Source organism: Bacillus pretiosus (assembly GCF_051294775.1).
Lineage (GTDB): Bacteria > Bacillota > Bacilli > Bacillales > Bacillaceae_G > Bacillus_A > Bacillus_A wiedmannii.
In genome coordinates, this window is the sequence record NZ_JBPPHF010000274.1 from 1 (window position 1) to 298 (window position 298).

Annotated in this window: 1 pseudogene; it reads left to right on the forward strand. The window is 59.1% G+C overall.

From position 1 onward, the window contains the following. Positions 1-298, forward strand: a pseudogene (locus ACSG5Z_RS30845) (hypothetical protein); the annotation flags it as partial.

A 298-nucleotide genomic window follows, 5' to 3' on the forward strand; every position in this document is an offset into this window, starting at 1 on the left:
GTGTTCAAGGAATTAAAGGGCCGACGGGAGCGCAAGGTGTGAAGGGGCCGCAGGGAATTCAAGGAATCCAAGGTCCAACAGGAGTAACAGGGGATACGGGTGCAAACGGATCATCAGGTGAAGTTACTAGGGGACCGACAGGAGTAACCGGTCCAACAGGGGTCACGGGTCCTTCTGGAGGACCGGCAGGACCGACTGGTCCTACGGGGCCATCAGGTCCGATGGGAGTGACAGGTCCATCCGGTGGACCACCTGGCCCAACAGGAGCAACTGGGGTGACAGGAGCAACTGGAGATAC